Origin of the sequence: Modicisalibacter coralii (assembly GCF_004117855.1) — a bacterium.
Lineage (GTDB): Bacteria > Pseudomonadota > Gammaproteobacteria > Pseudomonadales > Halomonadaceae > Modicisalibacter > Modicisalibacter coralii.
On the sequence record NZ_QWBW01000036.1, the window covers coordinates 22,205 to 45,998 of the forward strand.

General features: G+C 58.4%; 25 protein-coding genes. 7 read left to right on the forward strand and 18 right to left on the reverse strand.

The genetic code is table 11. The features are described from left to right. Window positions 1–406: 406 nt before the first annotated feature. From D0901_RS17595 to D0901_RS17625, 6 genes are all read right to left on the reverse strand, one after another. Entirely contained in the window at window positions 407–811 is a 405-nt protein-coding gene (locus D0901_RS17595) for a GFA family protein (RefSeq protein WP_129141611.1), read from the reverse strand. A 554-nt stretch (window positions 812–1,365) separates the two neighbouring features. Further along, window positions 1,366–1,950 carry a hypothetical protein gene (locus tag D0901_RS17605; RefSeq protein WP_129141612.1) on the reverse strand — a complete coding sequence of 195 codons (585 nt, stop codon included), beginning with the start codon at window positions 1,948–1,950 and terminating at the stop codon, window positions 1,366–1,368. A 96-nt stretch (window positions 1,951–2,046) separates the two neighbouring features. Then, window positions 2,047–2,889, reverse strand: a complete 843-nt coding sequence (locus D0901_RS17610) for a hypothetical protein (RefSeq protein WP_129141613.1) — start codon at window positions 2,887–2,889, stop codon at window positions 2,047–2,049. A gap of 147 nt (window positions 2,890–3,036) precedes the next feature. Further along, window positions 3,037–3,678, reverse strand: coding sequence for a hypothetical protein (locus D0901_RS17615; protein ID WP_129141614.1), 642 nt, complete (start codon window positions 3,676–3,678; stop codon window positions 3,037–3,039). Between the two features lie 643 nt (window positions 3,679–4,321). Further along, complete coding sequence (locus D0901_RS17620; protein WP_129141615.1) at window positions 4,322–6,829, reverse strand: YbcC family protein; 2,508 nt, start codon at window positions 6,827–6,829, stop codon at window positions 4,322–4,324. Further along, window positions 6,826–8,406: an NADH-quinone oxidoreductase subunit L gene (locus tag D0901_RS17625; RefSeq protein WP_129141616.1), complete on the reverse strand. Its 1,581-nt coding sequence runs from the start codon at window positions 8,404–8,406 to the stop codon at window positions 6,826–6,828. The genes D0901_RS17620 and D0901_RS17625 overlap by 4 nt, the downstream gene beginning before the upstream one ends. Window positions 8,407–8,506: 100 nt before the next feature. Here D0901_RS17625 and D0901_RS17630 point away from each other — a divergent pair, with 100 nt between their 5' ends. Further along, complete coding sequence (locus D0901_RS17630; protein ID WP_129141617.1) at window positions 8,507–9,406, forward strand: LysR family transcriptional regulator; 900 nt, start codon at window positions 8,507–8,509, stop codon at window positions 9,404–9,406. Here D0901_RS17630 and D0901_RS17635 read toward each other — a convergent pair. Next, window positions 9,403–9,858, reverse strand: coding sequence for a hypothetical protein (locus tag D0901_RS17635; protein WP_129141618.1), 456 nt, complete (start codon window positions 9,856–9,858; stop codon window positions 9,403–9,405). The two genes, D0901_RS17630 and D0901_RS17635, sit on opposite strands and share 4 nt — an antisense overlap. A gap of 99 nt (window positions 9,859–9,957) precedes the next feature. On the opposite strand from D0901_RS17635, the gene D0901_RS17640 reads away from it, so the two are divergent. After that, entirely contained in the window at window positions 9,958–10,401 is a 444-nt protein-coding gene (locus D0901_RS17640; protein ID WP_129141619.1) for a MarR family winged helix-turn-helix transcriptional regulator, read from the forward strand. Window positions 10,402–10,587: 186 nt separating this feature from the next. On the opposite strand, the gene D0901_RS17645 is transcribed toward D0901_RS17640, so the two are convergent. The 5 genes from D0901_RS17645 to D0901_RS17665 form a co-directional block, all read right to left on the reverse strand. After that, on the reverse strand, window positions 10,588–11,052 hold the full coding sequence (locus D0901_RS17645; protein ID WP_325051849.1) for a GFA family protein: 465 nt from the start codon (window positions 11,050–11,052) through the stop codon (window positions 10,588–10,590). 64 nt (window positions 11,053–11,116) lie between these two features. Beyond that, a complete protein-coding gene (locus D0901_RS17650) occupies window positions 11,117–11,593 on the reverse strand; it encodes a GNAT family N-acetyltransferase (RefSeq protein WP_129141621.1) in 477 nt (158 codons plus the stop codon). A 54-nt stretch (window positions 11,594–11,647) separates the two neighbouring features. Next, the gene (locus D0901_RS17655; protein ID WP_129141622.1) at window positions 11,648–12,175 is read right to left on the reverse strand and encodes an AAA family ATPase; all 528 of its coding nucleotides are present in this window, start codon (window positions 12,173–12,175) and stop codon (window positions 11,648–11,650) included. A 21-nt stretch (window positions 12,176–12,196) separates the two neighbouring features. Beyond that, window positions 12,197–12,697 carry a GNAT family N-acetyltransferase gene (locus D0901_RS17660; RefSeq protein ID WP_129141623.1) on the reverse strand — a complete coding sequence of 167 codons (501 nt, stop codon included), beginning with the start codon at window positions 12,695–12,697 and terminating at the stop codon, window positions 12,197–12,199. A 257-nt stretch (window positions 12,698–12,954) separates the two neighbouring features. Then, the gene (locus D0901_RS17665) at window positions 12,955–13,617 is read right to left on the reverse strand and encodes a TetR/AcrR family transcriptional regulator (protein ID WP_129141624.1); all 663 of its coding nucleotides are present in this window, start codon (window positions 13,615–13,617) and stop codon (window positions 12,955–12,957) included. A 92-nt stretch (window positions 13,618–13,709) separates the two neighbouring features. Between D0901_RS17665 and fabF the strand changes: the two genes are divergently transcribed. Both fabF and D0901_RS17675 read left to right on the forward strand, forming a co-directional pair. After that, the gene (fabF, locus tag D0901_RS17670; RefSeq protein WP_129141625.1) at window positions 13,710–14,975 is read left to right on the forward strand and encodes a beta-ketoacyl-ACP synthase II; all 1,266 of its coding nucleotides are present in this window, start codon (window positions 13,710–13,712) and stop codon (window positions 14,973–14,975) included. A 294-nt stretch (window positions 14,976–15,269) separates the two neighbouring features. Next, complete coding sequence (locus D0901_RS17675) at window positions 15,270–15,710, forward strand: CBS domain-containing protein (protein WP_129141626.1); 441 nt, start codon at window positions 15,270–15,272, stop codon at window positions 15,708–15,710. A gap of 156 nt (window positions 15,711–15,866) precedes the next feature. On the opposite strand, the gene D0901_RS17680 is transcribed toward D0901_RS17675, so the two are convergent. Both D0901_RS17680 and D0901_RS17685 read right to left on the reverse strand, forming a co-directional pair. Next, window positions 15,867–18,053, reverse strand: a complete 2,187-nt coding sequence (locus tag D0901_RS17680; RefSeq protein WP_129141627.1) for an OsmC domain/YcaO domain-containing protein — start codon at window positions 18,051–18,053, stop codon at window positions 15,867–15,869. 116 nt (window positions 18,054–18,169) lie between these two features. Further along, on the reverse strand, window positions 18,170–18,487 hold the full coding sequence (locus tag D0901_RS17685; RefSeq protein ID WP_129141628.1) for an antibiotic biosynthesis monooxygenase family protein: 318 nt from the start codon (window positions 18,485–18,487) through the stop codon (window positions 18,170–18,172). A 110-nt stretch (window positions 18,488–18,597) separates the two neighbouring features. Here D0901_RS17685 and D0901_RS17690 point away from each other — a divergent pair, with 110 nt between their 5' ends. Together D0901_RS17690 and D0901_RS17695 are read left to right on the forward strand one after the other, a co-directional pair. After that, a complete protein-coding gene (locus tag D0901_RS17690) occupies window positions 18,598–19,146 on the forward strand; it encodes a thioredoxin family protein (protein ID WP_129141629.1) in 549 nt (182 codons plus the stop codon). 97 nt (window positions 19,147–19,243) lie between these two features. After that, window positions 19,244–20,161, forward strand: coding sequence for a cation diffusion facilitator family transporter (locus tag D0901_RS17695; RefSeq protein WP_129141630.1), 918 nt, complete (start codon window positions 19,244–19,246; stop codon window positions 20,159–20,161). Window positions 20,162–20,376: 215 nt separating this feature from the next. Here the strand turns inward: D0901_RS17695 and D0901_RS17700 are convergent, their stop codons facing one another. The 4 genes from D0901_RS17700 to D0901_RS17715 all read right to left on the reverse strand — a co-directional run bounded on the left by D0901_RS17700 (window position 20,377) and on the right by D0901_RS17715 (window position 22,496). Further along, window positions 20,377–20,730, reverse strand: coding sequence for a hypothetical protein (locus tag D0901_RS17700; RefSeq protein ID WP_129141631.1), 354 nt, complete (start codon window positions 20,728–20,730; stop codon window positions 20,377–20,379). 213 nt (window positions 20,731–20,943) lie between these two features. Further along, window positions 20,944–21,330: a hypothetical protein gene (locus D0901_RS17705; RefSeq protein ID WP_129141632.1), complete on the reverse strand. Its 387-nt coding sequence runs from the start codon at window positions 21,328–21,330 to the stop codon at window positions 20,944–20,946. Between the two features lie 135 nt (window positions 21,331–21,465). Continuing rightward, window positions 21,466–21,675, reverse strand: coding sequence for a hypothetical protein (locus D0901_RS17710; protein WP_129141633.1), 210 nt, complete (start codon window positions 21,673–21,675; stop codon window positions 21,466–21,468). Window positions 21,676–21,929: 254 nt separating this feature from the next. Next, complete coding sequence (locus D0901_RS17715; RefSeq protein ID WP_129141634.1) at window positions 21,930–22,496, reverse strand: DUF6708 domain-containing protein; 567 nt, start codon at window positions 22,494–22,496, stop codon at window positions 21,930–21,932. Between the two features lie 746 nt (window positions 22,497–23,242). On the opposite strand from D0901_RS17715, the gene D0901_RS17720 reads away from it, so the two are divergent. After that, window positions 23,243–23,794, forward strand: a 552-nt coding sequence (locus tag D0901_RS17720) for a DDE-type integrase/transposase/recombinase (protein WP_233440463.1), incomplete at its 3' end; no start/stop codon positions are given.

The window sequence follows — 23,794 nt, forward strand, 5'->3', positions numbered from 1 at the left end:
GGTTCACCCCAAGTAGATTTGATCCCAATCTGCCTTTTCGTAGGCGGGACGTTAAACACCACATTGATGACCGCGGACTTCACGCGCTCCCAGCCAATGCCCTTTTTCTTAAGCTGTTCATCCAAAAAATCCGCATAGGGCCTCGCGATACGGCTACTGAACCTGAACGCTGGGGTGGAATTCCCATTCGCCAAGTTGAGCGAAAAGCTATAGGAACCTGTTTCGGCCACCAGTTTGTATAATACTCCAAGTGCCCAGTATCCATCCACGTCGTTGTTCCTGGACGAAAAGCTACTGGAGATGCCAGAGGCAATTCCCTTTAGCTCCTTACGTCTTGGCATATAGATCACGTTAGCCCGCGCGTGAATTAAGCCGTGCTGCGAAGCGGCTTCGGTTGGAATGAAAGTTAGACCTCTTGCCGATCCGACGGGTGATTGACGCCGTCATTGGTCGTAACATCGGGGATGGCAAAAGGGTTAACGCCTTCAAGGCAGCCTACGTTATAACCATACTCACTAGGGTTGGAGCGGCGCTGATGATGCGTATAGATGCCACAATTCGAGCAAAAATAGTGCTTGGCAGTGAGCGTGTTGAATTGGTAGAGCTTCAGATGCTCGGCGCCTTGCAGAACGCGAATGCCGTTTAAAGAAACAGAAGCAACGATCGCGCCTCTGCGTCGGCACATGGAGCAATCACAGCGGCGCGGATTTACCACGCCATCAGGCAGGCTCAACTCCAGTACCACTGAGCCGCAATGGCATGACGCTCTGTGCTTGGTTTGTATCTGAACCCCACCGACTTCCTTGAACATCGAAAGCTTCTCCTATGATGTCTAACGCCGTGCTCTGGGGCAGACCGAAACGCAGAGTAAATTTGTCCCTAGCAGCACCCTGTTATACCTTGCCTACACCAAACCACGGCTTAAGCTTTGAACCCCATTTTTCTCGTAGAATGGATTAGTTTGATTTATAAAGTACTGACTGAGACCTGAATCACCTCCATTGGCGCTATAGAGATCAACAGGCACGGTTTCAATATACCAATAAATACCCTCAGACAAAGAAATGCTTATATAACCTTCTCCCAATGCAGACTTTGATTGAGGGTGTCTTTGCATCTCTTTTTCTAACCTGCCAGCTTTTTAAACTCTATGAGCCCCACAACTCCAGGAAGTTCTAAAAGTACATCGCCCAGCTCTTTGTCTGCTGGCGTTTGTTGAAGCAGGTTTACGACTGACAAAACCTCATTTCCGCCTTTCTTAGCACCAACAGAGTAGCCCAACCCATAAAGAAAGTTTCCAATGACTACATTTCATATAGTTTAATTATTCTTTCAGCTATCCCTAGATTGATATAACGTTGAAGTTCAGCCGCGGCGAAGCCGTCGGCTGCAGCGCCTGGTTAGCTCTTGTACTAGCTTCCAGCGGTACATCACCTTTGCCGCCGCCTTTGATTTGTACTCGTTCTTGTAATCCACGCTGTAGACCTCCGTCCTTCCTACTTCGAGGACGCTGATATCGTCGCACCAGAGCTCGTGATATCCGTGGGAGGTATCAACGGAAAAAAGTAGGCGGTTGGGGATGTCCGCAGTTCCGGTGACATTGATGCGCAGATCCGTGTTCGCATTCGCTGGGACTTCAAACTCGGAGCTTCCCATGAACAGCGCCTCTCGGCTGGAAAGACGCTCAGCGTACTCCGGCTTGCCTCCGGCCTTTTTCTGGACCTCGAATATCTTGTGCTTATAACAGTCAATGCGCTTGGTCTTAACCGGGTAGGGCTGCCGATTCTTCGTCACCAAAATGAACATCATGTCGTTTTTCGTCTTGTGCACGACCACCCGGACGACCTTCAAGGGCTTCCTAGCACTGCGGTACCACCCGACCAAGACAGAGACCACCGCCACGATCGCCGCGAGGGAGGCGAGAATATCCACCAAAGCCTTGAAATCCATGCTCTCTCCAGGAGCTAACGCCTCAATAACCGGCGCAGCTTTGCTGCGTCCGGCGCCGCAGGCGCAAAGTTGATTGATTTGTTAGGCTTTGCACTACTACAATGGCCATACTTTTCTGGTCTTTAGAAAACTATCGTCAACAGTGTAAGTGTAAAAGTATTCATCTAGGCCAAAAAAACCATCTATGCCATGTGTATGGCAAGCGATACGGGAAAGCTCAGATAGAACGGTTGAGAGCCAGCGAGCGATAGACAAAGAATGGTACCTTCCCCACTTTTGTACGACTACATTTTGGCCGGCACGTATGGAGGCAGATTCAACGTCCTGCATAGTATGCCCACTTTCATTCGTTTGTATCACCATAGTAAATGGTGAAATCATCGAATCAATTAATTCAGCCCTACCTTCAACTCTCTTTTGTGCAGCTTTTCCGTAATAGTGCTTTTCCAATATACTCTCAGCCACCTCGCCCCACCACTTATTTATAGGTTCATCTGCAGTTAAATTGGGATCATCTAGCGATGCGAAATTTGCGTACCTGCCTCGTCTCGCGTCAGCAAATGAATCTAAGCACTCTAGTATTTTTTGTGGAATTTCTTGTGTAGGGCGAGAATAGCGAAGCGATAGCTGCATCTTTTCGGAAATACTCTCAACTTCATTGGCGAGGTCAATCAGTTTATGACCGAATTTTCTAACAACTTTCTCGCCAGGCATTTTCCCATTGTTTTCGATAGCATGATGCGCAACCAGTATTAGCTTTGAAAGCCTTTCTAACCCAACCGAGAGACCAAAGAACGCGGTGTAATACTCGCCCATCTTATCCGCGTAATTAGCCCTACCTATAGCCGTTGCTCCAGAGCCAATCAGATGCCTGACTAATGATGCTTCTCGACCCAGAGCATGCCATTCAGGCACTTCCCACGGATTTTTTCTACTCATTTATTCACTTTCCTTTAATCATGGGATGAGGTTTGAATGGAGCCTAACGCCTTGCTCAGCGGTGAGTTAACCTGGCGCTTATTGTGCGGGCTGTGCACAAAAAATATCAGATTGACGAGTCCGTTGCAGCAACTTGCTAGGCATATATTACAACCACTCACCTAATATTTGATTACGATAGAAATCAGAGTGAATATCATACTGAGGCTCTACATTTGCAGAGTACAAGTATAAAAACTCATTTTTGGGGAGGTTGGCTATATCACCTAGCCACATAATTACATGGCCTCCTTTATTAACACCGTATGGAACGTCAATGTCACCAGGGCCATGAATGCGACCAGCGCTTTCTGTTTGTTTCTCCAGATTATAGCCATCCGCATGTTCAAATTTGACTAAAACATGCTTCTCAAAATATACAGGAGTTAAAAAGCCATCTGATGGCCTATTTCTGATCAACCCTGGTATGAAAAAATGTTCCGCTGGAGAATACTTGAAATCTGTCTGTTCACCGACAGGAAGCTTTCCTCTATTAAACTTACCAAACTGATTGATTCTGACTTCCTTTTTACCGTTCCTCTTACCGTCTTCAGCATATTCTTTTATGATCTGTACTGCTGGGCTAGAAAAACGAATCTGGCCACTACTTTTATTGAGCAAATACGGAAGACGATCCAAAACAATCTTCATGCCGTCGTAGTGTACTGTTTTTCTTTGAATACAGAACTCTAGAGGGCTTCCATCTAGATCATAGTAATCGTCATAGCCATCTAAACTATCTATTTTCAATGGACAACCTCCTAGATGCCTAACAGAGATTCTAAACGCGCTCGCTTAGTGACTTGAACGCGCTAGCACGCTCAAAAATATTGTCGAGCACACCATTTTTTACCTAACCCATTGATAAAACTGGTTTCTCACAACAGCTCGGCTACTTATGCCGAATTCGCGCGCTTGCACATCTTGCCAGACCCAATAATACTGTATACAAAAACAGAAACTCGGTCATCAACGTATGGATGCGCAGAGCAGCCTCTCAAGCTGATGGATCGTGTGAAGCCATCATGCGGGTAAACGCTACAGCTCGCGTACCGAGAGAACCTAACACCTGGCCACGCTACCGCCCCTACCTAGGCATGGGGTGATGGCACTTGCCATCCATGCAGTAGTTCTAGCATTCAGCTATGAGACAATTCCACCTGGCCATGCAGGGGGTCTTGAATAACAAGATTATTCACTCATCATGACGGATGCAAAACGTTGTGGGTCGTAATAGACGCATAATCCGCCGCGTTGAGATTCAGGCCTTGGAAATTCCACCACTCAAGCGGATGCCGGCTCAGCGAAAACGCCCCAAAGAGAAAAGCCCCGAGCCAGTGTTCTGGCCCGGGGCTTTTTATGATGAAGCGATTTTGCTAGGCAAATCTTACCGTTAGCTACTGACCCACTGCCCGCCACGGTAAGCGAGTACTTCGCCGCTCTGGTCATCCAGCGCGAGCAGATGCAGCCAGCCATTGTGCGTCAGCGAGGTCAGCACCTCGTGGCGCGCGACGATCTCGGCGATCGCCTCCGGGGGCGCAGCGAGGTAGGCGCTCAAGCGCAGCGGTTCGTGACGCCAGCGCTCGCCGTCGTGCAGCGATTGCAGCGGCAGGCCGATACGTAGATCGCCGCCGTTGCCTTCGAACACGCCGATATGCCCGCCGACCACGTTGTGCAGCACCTTGTTGCCACTGCCGAACTTGCGGTTATCGGTGACCGAGGCGTTGTACTGCATGTTGATCCAGTGGGCGACCACCAGCGGTGCGGTCATGATCGCTTCCAGCCGGGCGAAGTCGCTATCCGTGCGCCAGTCGTAGTCGTGCAGGAAGCTGCGCCCGGCGAGATCGAGCAGCGCAGTGCAGCGCCGTGGGGCGGCGATGAAGCTGGCGTTGTTGGCCAGCCCCCACTCCGGGCGGGTCTGCGACCAGTCGGCACCACGGCGGTCCAGGGTCTGCTCAAGTTCGGGCGTATCGGCCGCGAGGCCGAGCTGCGGGGCACGCTCGCGCCGAGCCTGCTCGCCGGCCCGTTGGAGCCAGGTGCGCATCTCTTCACCCAGCACTTGGGCGTCCGTCTCGGCCTCCAGCAGTTCGAGGCGGTCGGTGATGGTGTGATGCAGCGCCGGTACGAAGCGCGTCTCTTGGGGGATGACCAGTCCATCTTCGGCCAGCGCCCCGCGCAGCGCGGGGTCGTTGAGCAGCCGCGCCAGGGCGCGTACCGAGACTTCTCCGGACTGGCCGCCGCAGGCGCCGCACTCGAGCCCCGCGGCGTGCGGATTGTTGCTGCTGTGGCTGCCGTGCCCCACCAGCAGTACTCGCGAGGCGATATGCTCGGTCAGCCCCATGCCCACCAGCACGCTACGGGCAAGCGCGGCCTTGTCGGCCAGGCTCAGCGCCTCACCGCTGGCTCGCCAGTGCCAGCTCAACGTATCCATGGCGAGCGGCTGGCGCCGGGCCTTGGCCTCCAGCGAGCGGCGCAGTAGCTTGCCGGCATAGAGCAGCCCGCCCGCCTCCACCGCAGTGAAGCTGGCACTCGCCGTGCGGCTCCACTCCTGCAGGCGTGCCTGCCAGTTCAGCCGTTGCGCGGTGTGTGTCGTCCCCGTGTTCGGTTCGCTCTTGAGCATCACCTGCGGTGCCAACAGCCCAGGCAGGTGCGGCTGGGCCAGCGCGGTGCCGCCCTGCTGGTGCGCCAGCGGCAGCCCGAAGAAGCCGGCAAAGCCCAGCGTCTGGATCGCCGGGCTCTGGCGCTCCAGCGCCCGGCGCATCGGTTCGGAGCGCACATCGATGCAGAACACCGCCTGTAGCCGCGGCGTCTGCGTATTGTCTGGAGCCACACCCGCAGCCTGCAGTAGCGCATGGTGCAACGGCTGCTGGTAGGCGATTTCGCTGGCGAGCTGCCACACCCATAGCGGCTGCTGCGCACGCTGGTGGCGCTCGATGCGCGTCGGCAGCTCCACTAGCTCGGCGTGCCACAGCCGATTCAGGCGCTCGGCCTGCTCTGGCTGCTCCGCTCCGATATAGCGCCACAGCACCAGCTCCCAGGCCAGGCGGATCGCCAGCAGGCTGCGCATGTCCGAAGGAGCCCGCTCGCCCTCGTGCTGATGCGCCTCCTGCGCCCCACCGGCGGAGGCATCCAGCCCCTGCTGCCAATCCTGATAGGCGACCCAGCTGGCCCAGCCGTTGATATCGAGCAGCAGCGCCTGGGCGTAGCTCTCTAGATGGCCGGTGGCGACATCCAGCTCGGCAATGGCCGCCTGGAACAGCCCCTCTTCGCTCTCCGGCAGGGTCTGGAAGTAGCGCCGCAGCCGCGGCTCGCCCATCAGGATGGCGATGCCGCGATCCTCGAGGGTCATCTCGCGCCAGTGCTGGTAGAGCCGCTTGCTGCGGGGCGCGTGCAGGCGCTCGGCGTTGAGCGGCCCGTCCGCCTGATAGTAGGCGGCGCAGAACTGGCTGATCTGATGGGTGATCTCGTCGCGCCAGGCCATCTGGTGCTGACGGTCACGGCGGGCATCGATCAGATCGCTGATGTTATGCCAGTGGGGCAGCCGGCTCAGCTCGTCGACCACCGCCAGTAGATTGCGGTAGGCGCCGTGGTAATCGAGCCGTGCGGCGGCCTCACTCAGGTGCGCCTCGGTGATCTCACCGCGCTGCCACGCCGCCAGATAGTGGCTCGGCGGCATCAGACCGTGGACATTGCCCAGCGCCGAGAGGCGCGCCGAGACCGTGGCGGCGTCTTCACCGCGCTGGGTCCAGTAGGGGCTCACCGCGATCAGCCGATCCAGCGGCCAGCTCGGGGCGATGCGTGCGCAGGCGCGATCCAGCGCCGCGATCTGGGGCTCGGTGAGCGGCGTGGCGTCGCTCGCGTCGGCCAGCCGTGCGGTTCGAGAGGTATCGAGACTCATCATTGAAAACTCCCGCGAGAGACAGTGTGATGCTGCTTGGCCTGAATCCGGCCGGGCAGTGTGTGGGGCCAGAGCTTGAGGGTGTTACGGGTGACCCATTCGTCGAGGTAGAAGCCGGCGTAGCAGTAACGGTTGAGCGTCTGCGAGGCGCGGTAGTGCAATCCATGGCGCTGCAGCCAGTAGCCAGCGAAGAGCAGCACGAACAGCACGCTCACCCACAGATCCGCCCAGGGCGAGACACTGTGCCCGGTGGCGGGCAGCAGCGTGACGAACAGCGTCTTGAGGCCGACATAGGCGAGCACCACCAGCACGGCCAGGCCGAGGAAGCTGCCGAGGGCGCCCGCGCTACGCTCACTGCGGCGCTCGGCCAGCATCACGCTCAGAGCCAAAGTGACCAGCACCCAGGGGCTGTAGGCGGCGAAGGCCGGCGAATCGCTAAGGCTGCGTGCCACCACCACCACCGTGCTCACCAGCGCGGCACTGATCAGAAAGGCCGCGAGCCACTGGCCCGGCGAGGGGCTGCGGGCCGGAGCCTGGCGACGCAGCAGATCTTCGACCACCGCCTCGCCGGAGCTAAGAAAGGCGTAGGCCTTGTAGCAGGAGTGGGCGAGCAGGTGCAGCAACGCCAGTTCGGTCAGCCCGAGGGCGATCTCGACCAGCATCAGGCCCATCTGGGCGCTGGTCGACCAGGCCAGGCGCACCTTGACGCTGACGCGGATCATCATCACCAGTGCCGCCAGCACGCTACTGACACCGGCCACCGCCAGTACCAGCGCCTGGGCCGGCGCCGACTGCAGCAGCAGCGGCGAGAACAGCAGCAGCAGGTAGCCCCCCAGGTTGATCACCCCGCCGTGCAGCGTCGCCGACACCGGGGTCGGCGCCTCCACCACCTGGATCAGCCAGCCGTGCAGCGGTAGCTGGGCGCACTTGATCAGCGCCGCCAGCCCGATCAAGCAGGCCGCGACCTGGTCGGCGAGGGTCAGGGCGTGACCGGGTACGGCATAGGCGGCGGTGATGACGCTGATCCGCGCGCTATCGTGCTCCAGGTAGAGGATGAGGAAAGCGGCTGCGGCGCAGAGCTCGGCGGCGCGGGCGAAGAGGAACTTCTTGTGCGCGGCCAGGGCCGCACGCGGGCGGTCCGGGTAGAACATCAGCAGCTGGTGCATGGCCAGGCTGATGCCCAGCCAGGCGAACAGGAACAGCAGCAGATGATCGCTGAGCACCGCCACGCTGACCGCGGCGAAGAGCGCCTGAACGAGGGTGACGAAGCGTCGCTGGCGCGGCTCGCCCTGCAGATAGGTCGCGCTGTAGCGCACCACCACGAAGGCGATGAAGTTGGCCAGCGCCAGCATGGTCAGTTGCAGTACGCCGCTCTGCCACCAGCCGGCCAGCGCCGGCAGGCCGTGTACCAGCCCCAGCGCCAGCAGCGCTGCTGCCAGCAGCACGCTGACGCTGGTGGTGACCTGGCCGATGCGCCAGGCCCGCGCGGTGGTGCCGCGGGCGCTGACCACGGCCCCCAGCGCCAGGATGAGCGGTACCAGGGTAAGCAGGAAGGTGAAAAATGGCTCGTTGCCGTGCATGGGAAGGCTCCGCTGATCCAGGGAGCGTGCAGTATCCGGCGAGCCGATTTTTAATTAAAATAGATATTAATTGACAAATGGTTCTAAAAAAGAGAACGAAATGAGCCGGCTCAACTATCATCACCTCTACTACTTCTGGCGCGTGGCCCGCGACGGCAAGCTGACCCAGGTGGCGGACTCGCTGCACCTCTCCCAGAGCGCGCTGTCGGCGCAGATCCGCAAGCTGGAAGAACGGATGGACAAGCCGCTGTTCGAACGCCGCAACCGCGCCCTGGTGCTGACCGAGGCGGGCCGCCGGGTGTTCAACTACGCGGAGGCGATCTTCACCAAGGGCGAAGAGCTGGAGTCGCTGATCAGCCGCGGTATCGAGCCCGCGTACCAGCGCCTACGCATCGGCACGCTCTCCACCATGTCGCGTAACTTCATCGAGAGCTTCGTCGCCCCTCTGCTCCATCAGCCCGAGCAGCGGGTGCACTTCAGCCTGCACGCCCGCGGCATGGCCGACCTTCTGGATGGCCTGGCCCGCCACGAACTCGACGTGGTGCTCACCAACACCCAGCTACCGTCGTCGCATTCGCAGGCCGCTGCCTGGCAGAGCCAGCTACTGGCACGCCAACCGCTCTCGATCATCGGCCCGCCCGGCGCCGCCCCGGGTACCCCCTTCCCCACCGGCTTCGATGACAGCCGCTGGATCCTGCCCGGCGAGCACCACGAGATTCGCCGCGCCTTCGACGGCCACTGCAGCCTCTACCAGTACCGGCCGAAGATCCTCGCCGAAGCCGACGACATGGCGATGCTGCGCCTGCTGGCCCGCGACAGCGGCGCGCTGAGCGTGCTGCCGGAGGTGGTGGTCAAGGACGAGCTACAGCAGGGGCGGCTGGCACGCCTGGAACAGCTCCCCAACGTCTTCGAGAATTTCTACGCCATCACCCTGCCGAGAGAGTTCATGCCGGGTGTGGTCTCGGAGCTGCTGGCCCGGCCCCTGGGGGATGTGGCCTAGCGGTTAGCCAACGTTGAGCGTCTAAACCCACCGCTCATCTTGAAACCATCTCGCATGTTCATGCCCATCAAGACGAGGTTGGTCGCACCGGCAAGCAATTCAGCGCCTTGCACCAGGTAGAAAGCCGTATCAAACGCGCTTGCGGATGCCCAGCGATCAAGCAACACGGCACAGGGAATGAGTACCAATAACCCATTGATGGCAATAAAGGGCATTCTCATTTTCTTGCGTCTTACGAGCTTCCCTCTTCTGGATTTCGCCAAGGCAAAACCGCTACCGCCGGTCAGGGCAATGGAAGGCACCAGCACCCACAAACCTGGCCAAACGATGAGGCTTTTGACAGTCACGATGGATGCTGCCGTACCGAACAGCTCGACGAGAATCGTCGACGAGAAGAACGTGGCAATGCACAAGATGGCGAGGGTGGCTGCCAGTCGATGGAGCATGAGCATGCTGGTTTCCTCCGGCGGGGCAAGTTGGTAACATGTTGTCATAATGCGAGCGACAGCCGAGGTTGTCAACATGTTGTCAATCCGCCAAAGGAATCGTCGATGAGCGACGCTCAGAAAGGCCCGGTGTTCACCGAGATTGTTCTCGAAGTCTTCAAGCTGGGCGGGCTCCTCGTCAGTGAGGGCGACCGTATGGGGTCGGAATATGGCATTACCAGTGCCCGATGGAAGATCCTGGGTGCCCTTTCCCTGGCGGGTGAACCGCAAACCGTGCCGCAGATCGCCGGAAGCATGGGGCTGACAAGACAAGCCGTACAGCGGCTCGTGGATGCCATGCAGAAGGATAACCTTCTGTTGTTCCATGACAATCCGGGGCATAAGCGTGCAAAACTGATCAGCCTCTCTGACCTTGGAAGAACGGTCTATTCGAAGCTGTATGAAAAGCAGTCAGGCTGGGCCAAGACATGCTCAGCAGGCATCACCCAGGCGGAGCTGGAGACAACACTGTCTGTGCTCGAGCGCATATCTGGCGCGATTGACCGCTGACGAGGCTTTACGCTTTGTCTGAAAAATGCTGCGCTCGCCCATACGGCGTTAAAAATTGACTCAAGCCACGAAAACCCAAAAGCCCCGAATCAGAGGTCTGACTCAGGGCTTGTCACGAGATGCATGCCTGGCATTGAGATTACCGAGGTGATGGCTTCATGCGCCCCATGGCAACGGATGCTGGATTCAACCCGGCCTTAGCGCATATGCCTGAAGTAGCTCCGGGAACTTGTCCTGCGGCGGGAACTTGCAGAAGCTATGCTCTGCCCCCGTCGTCGCCCATTCCAGCTTTTCATCCGTATACGTTTCGACGAATGGCCTGAAGGCTCGGGCATCTTCCAGCATCGTCGCACGCACATTGACGAAATCATCCATGCCTTCCGGGCGCGTGAATAGCCAGCTCATGCAATGCCCGCAGAAAAAATGGCGCGTACTACCATGCAGCCCACCGATAACCGGTTCCCCGGATGTGATCGAGAAGGCCGTGCTGTGAAACAGCGAACTGAGGCTGAAGGCACTGGATGTCATCCTCTGACACCCCGTGCAATGGCAGGCCATGGTGATCATTGGCTTGCCACGAACCTCGAACGCTGTCTGTCCGCAACGGCAATAACCTTTCGTACTCAGCGTCGTAGCATTCATGACGACCATCCCAGTTTCATGGTTTGACTCGTACCTACCGACACGGCGGAAATATGATTGCAGCCTTGGCGCCTTATTGACCGACGAATCGATATTGGAAAAATCCGAAACCCAGGTCAGGCTCCGGCCCCGTGACTGACACTCTCACAAAGCCATTTTTCTCATAAAAATGATGATTACGCTTCGCGTAGTCCGGGGTTTCCAGCTCCCAGATTTTGACTGCCGGATAAAGCCGCCGTATCTCCCGAAGCATCCAGCTCCCGACTCCCTTGTTCATCACGCTCGGGTGGACATGCATACCATGAATTATCCCCCGAGCGCCGCCACGCACAGCAATTATTATCGAGCCGCCGAGACAACCTTCCAAAAAGCAGGCATAGTAATGGCTGTCTCTCATCCATCTTCCGTGAACCATGGGATCATCATGGCCGGGAGGGCCGCCTGACGCCACCGTCAGCGGCCTGAAGCGATCATCATCGCTGAATGCAGCCTTGGCGAGTTCCGTGGCTGCCTCGATGGTATCAGGCGAGATTATTTCAAGCGTCCACATAGGTGCTCAACGCAGAATATCGAAGCTCAGTTGTCAGTCGATGCGCAACGGCGCTTACCATGGTCGGCTGAAACGGTTGATCAAACCATGCTCCTTCAAAATAGCCATTTGCTCAGTCACTGGCATGTCCCCTTCTAGCTTGATCACGGGACATGAACGTTTTTCCAGCCATGCCCGATGCCTAGCAAGACTGCTCCCCGGCGCGGTTCCCTGGTCATACTGAGCCGCCCATTCAAGAAATTCGGGGTCTGCAGCACCAAAAAGGTGGATTTCCCTGGCCTGCAATCTCTTTAGACGGATATGAGTTTCCACATACAAGAAGATCACGACATCGAAAGCGTCTTCAATTGACTGGCCCCATTCCATCACCGACCCTGAGACGACTGCGTCCGAATGGCTTCCCAGTCTCGACGACAGCAACCTGCACCTCTCCGCCGCAGCTCTTTTCTTCGTGAACGGCGGGTTGGTATCCAACCAATAGAAATCGTCAGCCTCCAAAAACAAGACATTCAATTCCCTGGCAAGAGCCTTGCCGAGAGTGCTGGTTCCGGAACCTGCTGCACCGGTAATGAGGACATGCATCGTAGACACCTAACGCTATAGTTAGCGGCCCGTCCGCTGCAATGCTTGGTTATACAGCTCTAGATTCAAGCCCAGGAAATTTGTTCCTGGAACGGGGTTGTTCGTTACGGGAGGATGCTCAACGAATCCATACGACCGGTATAATTTCAGGGCAGCCTTGAACTCAGGCAGCACATCCAGACATATTTTCTTATATCCACTCATCAAGGCCTCTTGCAAGACTCTGCCCACAAGATTAGCGCCCTGATTATCGCCTCGCGCACTTGGCCGGACATACACCCTCTTCATTTCGCAGACTTCCTCATTCAGCTTCCGAAATGCCGCACACCCAACCGGCTTGCCGTCTTTTTTCAGCAGAAAAATCTTTGATTCTCCAGAGCCATACTTCTCAGGCAACTGGCTAAACTCTTTCTCATTGCCCTGGAAAGAGAGATCGACCGAGGTGCTTCCCACGTACTCCCGGTACAGATCAAGAACATCCTCAAGATCATCGGGAAAAACGGCTCTCACTATCTCGAACATTTTATACTCCGGGCGGCATGAACAGATTTAAGGAGAAGTCAATTACAGGCCATTTTTGTCCACCTTGCTGACTATGCTTATAGTGCCTTTCAAAATCTTGGAAGGCGCTCTATGCCGCAAAAGACTTTGTCGGGGCGTGTAGCCCGCTGGGCTGGGGCCTGAATGAATATTCAGCAACGCTACCAGTCCCGCGGAGCAAGAAACTCATGGAAAACATGGCCTGCCGTTGTACGGGGCATTTTGCGGTCGAAATCGGGTTACGCAGGATTCCCCTCCAACCCCGAAGCGTCCAACAGGCTTTCCAGCTCGCTCTCCTCGACGCCGAGCATGCGCAGGATATGCCGTTGGGCGGCGTTCAACACGCGCTGGCGCTCGGCTTCCTCGGGCAGGCTCTTGGCGATGGCCACGGCACCGACCAGCGAGGCGAGAATCACGCGGGACTTATCGGCGATGGCCTCGCGGTCGGGTTCGAGGGGCAGTTTCTTCAGGCGACTCAGGGCGATGAGGCGGGTTTCCAGCATCTTCTTCACGCGCCGGTACGAGGCCTCGAACAGCGTGCGAATCTCGGTATTTTCGTTGCCGATCTCGTTGAACAGCACCGACTCCGGGCCTGGCTTGTGCTTGCGCTCGAGTTCCTGAAGATTCCAGCAGTTGGCGACCAGGTCCGTCAGGTGCTTGGCCGACAGCGGCCCCTTGACCAGCCTGGCCGCGCGGCTGTTCTCCAGGGTCTGACGCACCGAGGCCTGATAAAGCGCCTCCTTCGAGGCGAAGTGCGCGTAGAAGGCCCCATGGGTCATTCGGGCCAGCTTCATGATCTGGCCGATCGAGACCTTTTCGAAGCCCTGGCGGCTGAACAGCTCGGTAGCCGACTTGAGAATCCGCTCCCGGGACCTGGCCTTGTGGGTTGCCGAGTAAGGCATGGCTACCTCGTCATCTCACGCCTGAATATTACCTTGATCATATATAGCGCGATGCTAGCTTGGCGAAAACTCGCCATGCAGGAAAAAACGCCATGCAATCCCCTCTCGTCATCACCGGCATGGGAATGGTCAGCCCGCTGGGTTGCGGCGTCAAGGCAAGCTGGGAACGCCTGCTCGCCGGCCGCTCGGGCGTCAGGACGATCACCCGGTTCGAGTCCGGAGAGTTGCCGATCAAGATCGCCGGCAGCGTTCCCGATCTCGGCGACGACCCCGAGGCCGGCTTCGACCCGGAACGTATCGCCGACGCCAAGGCACGCCGCAAGCTGGAGCTGTTCAGCCTCTACGCCATGGCCGCCGCCGACGAGGCGCTGGCCCAGGCGGACTGGCACCCCACGCGCGACGCGGACCGCGAGGCCACCGCCACCCTGGTGGGGTCCGGCATCGGCGGCTTCCCGACCATCACCCAGGCTCAGAACACCCTGACGACGCGCGGTCACCGCCGCCTCTCGCCCTTCACGGTGCCGGCCTTCCTGGCCAACCTGGCGGCGGGGAACGTCTCGATTCGCCACGGCTTTCGGGGGCCGCTGGGGTGTCCGGTCACCGCCTGCGCGGCCGGCCTTCAGGCCATCGGCGACGGCATGCGGCTGATCCGCAGCGGCGAGGCGGAAGTCGCCCTGGTGGGCGGTGCCGAAGCCTGCATCGACCCGCTATCGCTGGCCGGCTTTCACGCCATGAAGGCGCTCTCGACCGAACGGGAACGGCCCGACCGGGCATCGCGTCCCTTCGACCGGAATCGCAATGGTTTCGTGATGGGTGAAGGCGCCGGGCTGATGGTGATCGAGACGCTGGCCCACGCCGAGGCGCGCGGCGCGACGCCCCTGGCCATGCTCAGCGGCTACGGCACCAGCGCCGACGCCTATCACATCACCGCCGGTCCGGAGGATGGCGCCGGCGCGGCGGCGGCGGTCAGGGCGGCCTTGCGAATGGCGGGCCTGGCGCCGGAGTCCATCGATCACATCAATGCCCACGCGACCTCGACCCCGGTCGGCGACCGCGCCGAGATCGCCGCCCTGCGCAACGTCTTCGATGAGGCGCTGACCACGATACCGATCTCCGCCACCAAGTCGGCGACCGGCCATGTGCTGGGTGCCGCCGGCGGCGTGGAAAGCCTGTTCACCGCGCTGGCCGTGATACAGGGCCGACTGCCCCCGACGCTGAACCTGGAAAACCCCGACGATGACCTGCAAGGGCTGGATTTCGTGGCGAACACTACGCGCGAGCACTCGATCCGCCATGCACTGTGCAACGGATTCGGTTTCGGCGGCGTCAACGCGGCATTGATCGTCAGCCGTCTATAGACGACGCGAGCACCATTCCTTCCGCCGCACGCTGCGTGCCATCGCCTGCCGACACACGGCCGGGAGGCGATGCCCCTTCCGCAGACATGCTCCCTTGGTCGAAAAAATCCGAATCAGGCTGTGGCTCGGCCGCTCGCTGCCGATAAAGAGCAGAAGTCCATCGTGGATCGCCCCGCGACGGCTTCACGACGAAGCCACCACCGCAGGGCGACTCGGAGCCATCGAGCCACCGATGGCAGCAAGTGGCCGAGCCGTGGCAACACCCGATATTCGATTCGATCAAGGATGCAATTCATGACCCAGGAAACACCCGACGTCGTCGCCGATATCATGACTCGCGACATCGTGACCCTGCGCCACGACCAGACCCTGCACGACGCCAACGAGGCCATGGGGGAATACCGGATACGCCACGTGCCGGTACTGGACGACCAGGGCCAGTTGATGGGCCTGCTCAACCAGAAGATCGTGCTGCGCGAAGCACTGCGCATCACCGACACCTTCGGTTCGCTGCACCTGAGTCGGCATCTCGACCGCATCGCGCTGGCTCAGGTCATCGACCGTAACGTCGCCACGCTCTCCCCCGATACGCCGCTCGCCGACGCCTTTCAGCAACTGCTCGAAAACCGCCAGGGCGCCATGCCGGTGCTCGACGGCGACCGGCTCGTCGGCATCCTTTCGTCAGTCGACGGGGTGCGTCTGGCCGTCATGCTGCTCGAAGGCACTCGGCGCTGAATAGCGGCATACGCCACGTACATCGACGACGCCCGCCGACAACGGTAGCCGAGACGACAGCGCCCACCCGGTAGTGGGCGCTAGGTCTTGCACGAAAACGGCCTGCACTCGCCGCTTCTTCGTACGCATCTCAGGCAAGACACGCCAACCCGGCAGTCAGAGCCCCGCCTGGGCCGCACGGTGGGCATGCAGCTTGCGATAGCTCTCGATCAGCCGCTGATGCCTTTCGATCCCCTCCAGTGCCATGCTGGTGGGCGTCAGGCCGTGGAAGCGCACCTCGCCGGTGATCGAACCGACCACCGCGTCCATGGTCTCTTCGCCGAACATGCGCCGCAGGTTGACGAGGTAATCGTCGAGCTCCAGCTCGTCATCGAGAGTGATCTCCAGTACCGCCTGCACCGCGCGGTAGAACAGTTCCCGCGCCACGGTGTTGTCGTGGAACTGCAGGAACATCTCGACACGCGCCAGGGCGTCCTCGAACCGCTCGAGCGCCAGGTCGATCAGCAGTTTCAGTTCCAGGATGGTCAGTTCCGACCAGACGGTATTGTCGTCGAACTCGATGCCGATCAGCGTGACGATCTTCAACTGGTCGTCGAGCTGGCTCTCCTCCAGGCGCTCCTGCAGGTCGGTCAGTTGCGCATCGTTGAGAGCATGCAGGTTGAGGATGTCGGCACGAAAATTCAGCGCCATGTTGGTGTTGTCCCAGACCAGATCCTCCACCGGGTACACCTCGGAATAGCCGGGCACCAGGATACGGCACACCGGCGCGCCGAGGTCCTCGTGCACGACCATGTAGGCTTCCAGGTCCTGCTCGTCGAGGATACCGAATAGCCGCTCGGCCTCGTCGTCATTGCTGCCCGAGAAGTCCCACTCGACGAATTCGTGGTCCGCGCGGGCGCTGAAGAAGCGCCAGGAGATCACCCCGGACGAATCGATGAAGTGCTCGACGAAGTTGTTCGGCTCGGTCACCGCCAGCGAGTTGAAGGTCGGCGCCGGCAGGTCGCTCATGCCCTCGAAGCTGCGCCCCTGCAGCAGTTCGGTAAGACTGCGCTCCAGCGCCACCTCGAAGCTCGGGTGCGCGCCGAACGAGGCGAACACCCCGCCGGTGCGCGGATTCATCAGCGTCACGCACATCACCGGGAACTGCCCGCCCAGCGAGGCGTCCTTGACCAGCACCGGGAAGCCCTGTGCCTCCAGTGCATCGAGGCCCTCCTTGATGCCGGGGTACTTGGCCAGCACGGCGTCCGGCACGTCAGGCAGCGCGAGCTCCTGCTCGATGATCTGCTTCTTGACCGCCCGCTCGAAGATCTCGGAAAGGCACTGCACCTGCGCCTCGGCAATGGTGTTGCCGGCACTCATGCCGTTGCTGAGGTAGAGGTTCTCGATCAAATTCGAGGGGAAGTACACCGTCGCGCCGTCCGAGCGACGCACGAACGGCAGCGAGACGATACCGCGCTCCGTCCGGCCGGAGTTGGTGTCGATCAGGTGCGAGCCGCGCAGCTCGCCGTCCGGGTCGTAGATCGCCCGACAATGGTCGTCCAGAATCTCGGTCGGCAGCGCGTCGTCGGGCCCCGGCTGGAACCACTTCTCGTCCGGGTAGTGGACAAAGCCACTCTCGGCGATGACCTCGCCGAAGAACTGGTCGTTGTAGAAGAAGTTGCAGGAGAGGCGCTCGATGAACTCGCCCAGCGCCGAGCAGAGCGCGGCTTCCTTGGTGGCGCCCTTGCCGTTGGTGAAGCACATGTTGGAGTGGGCATCGCGGATGTGCAGCGACCAGACATTGGGCACGATGTTGCGCCACGAGGCGATCTCGATCTTCATGCCGAGATCCTCGAGGATGCGGGTCATGTTGGCGATGGTCCGCTCCAGCGGCAGATCCTTGCCCTCGATCCAGGTCTCGTCGCCGTCGACGGTCCCGCCCATCAGCAGCGCCTGAGCGTCCTCGTCGATGTTGTCGACCACCTCGATCTGGAACTCGGGGTTGTTCTGGATCACCCGCTTGACCGAGCAGCGCTCGATGGAACGCAGGATGCCGGTGCGATCCTTCTCGGAGAGGTCGTTGGGCAGCTCGACCTGGATGCGGAATATCTGGTTGTAGCGGTTCTCCGGGTCGACGATGTTGTTCTGCGACAGACGGATGTTCTCGGTGGGGATGTCCCGCGCGTTGCAGTACACCCTCACGAAGTAGGCGGCGCACAGTGCCGACGAGGCCAGGAAGTAATCGAACGGCCCCGGCGCGGAGCCATCACCCTTGTAGCGGATAGGCTGATCGGTGACGACGGTAAAATCGTCGAACTTCGCTTCCTGACGCAGATTTTCGAGGTAGTTGACCTTGATTTCCATGAAGATGGGCCGGGTTGGTGGCTTTCGGCTGGCTATGGCGCGCCATTATCCAGCTTTTCCGCCCCGGCGTCTTGGGCGGGCAGCGTGAAATTCCGGCTCCGAATTCCCATCTCGGCCTACATGCCATACTCACGCTCGACCCGAGCGATACGCACGCGAAAGTCGCTGTACCACTGGCGGCGCCCTAGCCGCTGTGCCTCGAGATGCTCGGCATGCCGCTTCCAGTCCCGAATGGCGGCCAGGCTCTGCCAATACGATACGGTGATGCCCAGTTCCTCCCGCGCGGACTCGATGCCGAGAAACCCCGGCTGCTGGGCGGCCAACGCCACCATGCGTTCGGCCATGGCCGCATAACCATGATCGCCTTCGGTTCGCTGGCTGCTGAAGATGACGGCGTAGTAGGGAGGTTCCGGGGTATTGGCGGTTATCGGCATTAGCGCTATCGATCCCGTTAGGTCTTGGGGGCAATGCAAGGCCTTGATAGTGACAGATCAATACTGCACAACTGAAGGGTCAAGACGCTATTCGAGGAGCGGAAACCGTTATGTCACTGACCCCGTCGCGGATGATCGAACTGGGCTCTCCCCTGCCGGCGTTCCGGCTACCCGACCCCGAGGGGCGGGAAATCTCGAATACGGACTTCGCCGGCCAGCCGCTGGTAGTCGCGTTCATCTGCAACCACTGCCCGTTCGTCAAGCACATCGCCGATGCCTTCGCCGCTTTCGCCCGCGAGTATCGGGAGCAAGGCGTGGCCGTGGTCGCGATCAACAGCAACGACTTCCACAGCCACCCGGACGACCGTCCGGAGAAGATGCTAGAAGAGGTTAGTCGCCGCGGTTACTCCTTTCCCTATCTGGTGGACGAGAGTCAGGACGTGGCCCGCGCGTTCGAGGCGGCCTGCACGCCGGATTTATTCCTGTTCGACCGCGAGCACAAGCTGGCCTACCGCGGACAGTTCGACGACAGTCGCCCGAACAAGGACGCCCCGGTGACCGGCGAGGACCTGCGCGCCGCCGCCGATGCGGTGCTCGAGGGGCAACTGCCAAGCACCCAGCAGAAGCCGTCGATGGGCTGCAATATCAAGTGGAAGTGAGCGCCGTCGGTCGTGAGACAACGCCGTTGGCGCGCGATTTCGCATTCTCGGGCCACTCGGCTAGTATCGAGACTTTTCCGCTGCTGAGTCCTGCCCCATGACAGCGCCCACGCAAGCCGCGCTCGAACAACGCACCCTGATGCTCTCCATCGCCACCACACTGGGTGTATCGGCGCTGGGGGTGACATTCGGCCTGCTGGCCGGTTCACGTTCGATTCTCTTCGATGGCGTGTTCTCGACCCTGGACGCGGCGATGTCGGGACTGGCATTACTGGTCGCCCGCCTGGCGGTACGTGAAGCCAGCCAGCGTTTCCAGCACGGCTACTGGCACCTGGAGCCGATGGTGGCGGGTCTGAACGGCGGCATCCTACTATTGCTGTGCTTCTACGCCTTCCTCAATGCCGTGCAGGGGCTGGTGGACGGCGGCCAGGAGCTCGCCTTTGGCCTCGCGATCGTCTACGCCGTGGTGGTCGCCACGGCCTGCTTCACGATGTTCATCTACGAGAAACGCATCAACCGCCGGGTGGACTCCGAGTTTCTGCGCATCGACATGCAGGGCTGGCTGATGGCCGGGCTGATCACCGCCGCGCTGGTGGTGGCCTTCGCCATTGCCCTGGTGCTGGAGCGCACCGCCTACGCCCACCTCACGCCCTACGTGGACTCGCTGCTGCTCGCCCTGCTGACGCTGTGCTTCATGCCGGTTCCTGTCGGCATCCTGCGCCGGGCCATCCGCGAGATATTTCTCATCGCCCCCAGCAAGTTGGACAGCGAGGTCCATGCCGCGATGACGCCGGTCATGGCCCGCGACGGACTGCTCGATTACTTCAGCCACGTGGCCAAGAGCGGACGCGGCCACTTCATCGAGATCCACATACTCACCACTCCCGACTTCGGCGCCGATAAAGGCGTCGCAGTATTCGACGAGATCCGCGAACAGATCGCCGGCGGGCTTTCCATCCCGCCGGAGCGACGCTGGTTCACGGTATCGTTCACCGCCGAAGCCAAGTGGACGTGAAGGCCCTACCCAGCACTTTGTGACGTAACATCAGTTTGAGGTGTTACGGTGTTTACCTGACAGTCGGCCAAGAGACAACGAGATCAGGATTGATCAAATCTGCCTGCAGCCGGAGAACGGCTTCCAATGCAAAAATGAAATAATCAGTACACACAACGCCTAACCGTTTTGGCCAGGCGTCGTATTCATCAACCTTTGATCTAGCCTATTATCTTCTAATTGTACTTCAGGTCGTAGGCAAAAATCTCCATTCTCTCAACTTGCTCATCAAGCTCAGAGACACGGTCGAACTCATCGTAGCCAATGTCATCAATGAACCGAGCACCATTCCTGGACATTTCTTCGGATAGCAAAACCGCCTGCTCATCGTATTCGCCATTATAGTAATTCAAAAACTTTTCGCACTGTGGTGTCATTTCATCGGCATCCACACTATTCTGGCACGCGGTCCCTAGCTCATGAGCTCTTTCAACGGCCTTCGAAAAATTTGCAAAGTCAAAATCCTGAGCATAGGACATCGCTGGGATCATGATACAGGCAACCACGAGCGAAAATTTACGAACCTTCATAACAACCTCCTCTTCAAAAAATCAGCAAAAGCATGATATCACGTAAAAACCATGGAACCGATATAGATGCTTTCCTCCGATGGATTGGGACACTACAAAGAATGGGACATGGATTGCACTTGGCTCATGAGGCCGGCCGCCATCTCTCAGCGAGTTATCCATGCATAATATAAGAACACTTAGGGCGATGACCAGAACTCATGGCGACTTAACTCACCAAATATCGATGGTAGGATTGAACTCACCAGGTTTCCCCGAATGTGATGTTTTGATATGGATCCGAGAAGGAATAACACTAACCCCCTTGTATTCTGGATTGACTTGTAAGCTATCGATCACCCCCTCCTGTGCAAATCTGAAGAGAGTTCCCGTGATTCTATCCTTGATCTCGGAAATACCGGGAGGTACATACACGACATTCTGAGGAATATCTTCACCTCCTAACTCTGAAGGAAAAAGAAGAATTTTTTGCAACTTCCCTTCACGAGCCAACTCCATAGCCTTTTCGCGAGAATCGACTTTTGAATAATCCAATGTCTGATCAGCATGGGCATGCCCCAACCCAAGAGCTCCGAGTAAAACAAGCATAAACTTTTTCATCCACTTCACCTCTCTCAAAACGTCACTCACTCAAAACCAAACATCACTCTAAAATTTTCATTCACAATATTGACTCTCTGATCAACAGTTCCATGAGATCCTGACCACTTAGAAATCCATCACCATTGGAAAAAACTAAACAAAAAGTCCAAAAAAACCAAGCAACAATGGAAAAAACCCCAACAACACCCGACCCCGCCATTCATCGAAGAAGGTTCTGATATCCATGTAGGTATCGTTCATGCGGTAGATGGAGCGCGCATTGGACAGCGCATCGTCGCCGAAAAACCAGAACCCGACCACCAGGATGATGCTAGTCCAGGAGACCACGGCGAAACCGGCCATCAGCACACCACGGATGGCTGTTGCAGCCCATCTCCGCTACGCCTTCGGCTTGCAAATGGGGCATGTAGCGCAACCCGGCACGCGATCTGAAACTCATCACATATCGGTTCGTAACACAGCATTTCGACTTATTCTGCGCGTCACTATCGATCATCAAGGCAGCAGAGGATCCGATATGAGCGATCTCATGGACGCTGTAGCGCTGGGAGAGCATTCGCGCTCCACCACTGCCAAGGATATGATTCCAGTCTGCCCTACTTCAGAATAATACCCTCACCACACTCATCGATGATCTCCTGGGGCCATTGCGGTATTTTTCCATACCGACTAATCAGATAATGCCCCAGTATCTGCCAGGAGAAGAAGACACACATCGACCGATAAAACACAGTGGACAAGACATTGACGGTGGTGTTGTTGGTGACGAGTCGGGGGATCGTATGTCGCGCGGACTCGGCCAGCGACGGCCGCCAGGACATGAGCCGTTCGGGCTTCTCGAAATCCTCGTTATGTTCCATAAAAGCCTGAACATAATAGAACAAATAGAACACTTCATTCTTTGGCGCCTCCCGGAACTCATAAATCGTATCACCAAAGGAGAAACTGTCCTCGACACGATAACCGGACATGATAAACCCTCGCAATTCATACTGGCAGGCCACAATGGAGCGCCCCTTGTAAGCGACGGCATAGGAACATTCCTGCCAGGGCATTTGCCGGGGCCGGCCGTCCTGATCGCTGAAAAAATACACCTTGCCGGTCTTTCGGTTGAACACCACCGGATAAATCGAGTCACGATTTACCTCGAACCACGCCGCCAAAAAAAAAGGATGCCCCCCAATACTACTACCACAAAGAAAACAACCGGCGGCCAATAATACTGGTACTTTATCAGAAAGAAACTTGCAACCAAGTAAGGAATGATCACAAGCAGAACCACTAAAAAACCACCCCCAAGTAACATACCCCTTTCTCGAAAACCGGCGTCACCCAACACAAGACAATGATCATCGACATGGAACAGGGTGCTGGGCGCCGCCTTGATATCCTCTGCCTCTCCAGGCGAGGGAATTTTTATGTCAGGGTAACTCCCTTTTCTCAGAAACCCTGTCAATCTAAGATACTTTTCAATATTCAAGAGATCACCCCAAAACGTTAGCCAGTTGTTTCTTGGAAGCCGTTACACTCTTGAATCTTTCGGCTGTCCCATAAAAGCTATGGCTCAACCATTCCTGTGTATCCTCGGCGGCCCGGATGCTGCGTATACCGTGAACGGACGCGATCACCCAACAGATGTCACGTAGCAACTGGGTAGAGCTCGGGAGAGCTTGACGTCTCGTGCGACCAGGGTGGGCCGATTGCTCGCCGCTCGGAACCTGCGGATCGACCACGAGGCGCGGTGACACCTTCATACCGGCCCGGATGCCGTGCTTTCCCGGCGTAGCTTGCGCGGCCAGTAGACCGGTGTCGACGCCGGAGCTATAAGTCCGTAAATCATCAACACAGATTGTCCCCCCGACCCGCATGGCCTTTCCTTGCTGGTGACCAAACCGGTAAGGGCCGCGCCATGCTGAGCCGAGAGGACTTTCTCATGATAAGGCAACTTCACCAGCGAGGCGCCCACCTCGTGGACATTGCGCATCAGATCGGCTGTTGCGAACGGACCGTGCGCCGCCACCTGGCCCGCGAGGAGGCACCCTCCGGGCGACCGGCCAGGCCGCGAGCGAGCAAGCTCGATCCCTACAAGCCGATCATTGATCAGTTGCTGGCCGACAACGTCTGGAACGCCGAAGTGATCTTCCAGTTGATTCGCGAGCAGGGTTACAGCGGCGGCGTCACGATGGTACGTCTGTACATCCAGCCCAAGCGGGCGTTACGGCCCAGCAAGCGGACCGTACGCTTCGAGACCCAGCCCGGCTTCCAGCTTCAGCAAGACTGGGGTGAAATCGAGACGGTCGTCGCCGGCCAGCGCTGCAAGGTCTATTTTGCGGTCAACACGCTGGGCTACTCACGGCGCTTCCATGCCTGGGCGGCGTCCAGCCAGGATGCCGAGCACACCTATGAGGCACTGGTGCAGGCCTTCCGCCACTTCGGCGGCGTGCCGCGCACGGTGCTGGTC